Origin of the sequence: Actinomadura sp. BRA 177 (genome assembly GCF_013372625.1) — a bacterium.
Taxonomy (GTDB): Bacteria; Actinomycetota; Actinomycetes; order Streptosporangiales; family Streptosporangiaceae; genus Spirillospora.
This window is the reverse complement of record NZ_JABXFD010000126.1, coordinates 1-1,402: the sequence shown is the minus strand read 5'-3', so window position 1 is coordinate 1,402 and position 1,402 is coordinate 1. Positions and strand designations below refer to the sequence as shown.

Annotated in this window: 1 protein-coding gene; it reads right to left on the bottom strand. The window is 65.3% G+C overall.

The window, feature by feature from the left end:
• Window positions 1–108 precede the first annotated feature (108 nt).
• Complete coding sequence (locus tag HUX53_RS03500) at window positions 109–1,287, bottom strand: beta-galactosidase (RefSeq protein ID WP_217919038.1); 1,179 nt, start codon at window positions 1,285–1,287, stop codon at window positions 109–111.
• Between the last annotated feature and the right edge of the window lie 115 nt (window positions 1,288–1,402).

Sequence of the window (1,402 nt, the reverse complement as noted above, 5' to 3'; positions counted from 1 at the left end):
ATCTGCTGCGGTTACCGCACCGGCGAACTCACGAGCCTCAGGCATGCAGACAGCGTTGCACCACCCAACGTGATCACGTACAGGAATCGTTCGATCGCTTACCGAGATCTAGCTATGTAGTACTAGGCGCTGACCGCCCATGTCGTAGCCCGCGACCAAGATTTTCGCGTCACGGCCTTGAAGGGCTACGGGGAGGTTGTAGGTGCCGTCCGGGGTGTTCCAGGTGAGGTTCGCCGACTGGTCGTCGTCGGTTTTGCGGTCGGCGTGCCGGATGAGGACGAACTGCGTGCCCGTGTCGGGATTGGCGCGGGCCTCCGTGTGGACGGCCGGGTTGTCGGACGTGGGGGCCTCGGCCGGGTCGGTTTTGGTGAGGGGTGCGGCCGTGGTGAAGAAGAGGCCCTGGCGTTTGAACTCGTCGTACTTGGTGGTGAGCTGACGGTTCTCGGTGATTGGGGCGCCGTAGTCGTAGGACGTGTAGACGTCGTTCGGCTGGGCGAGCCGTCCCCAGTTCGTGCCGCCGAAGGCCATGTAGTAGCCGAACATCGTGGCGCCCGAAGTGATGAGGTTCGACTTGTAGTAGACCTTCATGTAGTTCGGGCCGGTGAGTTCGCGGCACTTGTCGTAGCCGGCGCGGTTCGCGTCGATGGCGCCGGCCTGGTATTCGGCGGCGTAGGCGGGCGCGTCGGGGCTGAGGCGTTCGGTGACGCCTCCGCCCCACGTTCCCCAGGTGTCGGGGTCGCGGCATTCGAAGGCTTGGGGATAGTCGTCCACCCCGGGGATCTGGACGGCGCCTTGGCCGGTTGCCCATGTGGGCGTCCAGGAGGCGTCACAGCATTGGTTGTGGGAGATGGGGACGTCGATTCCGTGCGCGCGGGCCTGGCGCTGGATGTCCTCCATGTAGGCCGGGTCGGTATTGGCCGCGTACTCATTCTCGGCGTTGTAGACGATGACCGATCCGCCGTGTGTGACCTGGTGTTTCGCGATGATCGGGTCGATGTGGGCGAGCCAGTCCCGGTAGGCGGCGGTGTAGTTGGGGTCGCTTGAGCGGGCGCGGCCGGGGACGGTCTTCAGCCATGCGGGGAGGCCGCCGCCGGTTGTTTCGGCGTTGATGTACGGGCCGGGACGGGCGACGACGTAGAGGCCGAGTTCGTCGGTGAGGCTGAGGAGCCGGTCGACATCCCGTACGCCTGTGAAGTCGTACTTCCCGGGAGCCGGTGAATGGTAGGCCCAGTCGAAGTAGAGGGACACGCCGTTGAATCCGGCGGCCTTGATCTTGTGTCCATTCACGGGGTGAGCCGTGATCAGGCTGTGGTTGTGGGTGGGAGCCAGGGGTTGCGGGCGAGTGCGGCGTGGATGGCGTCGATGGGCCGGACGCCGTGGTTGCGTGCGCTGATGAGGTAGG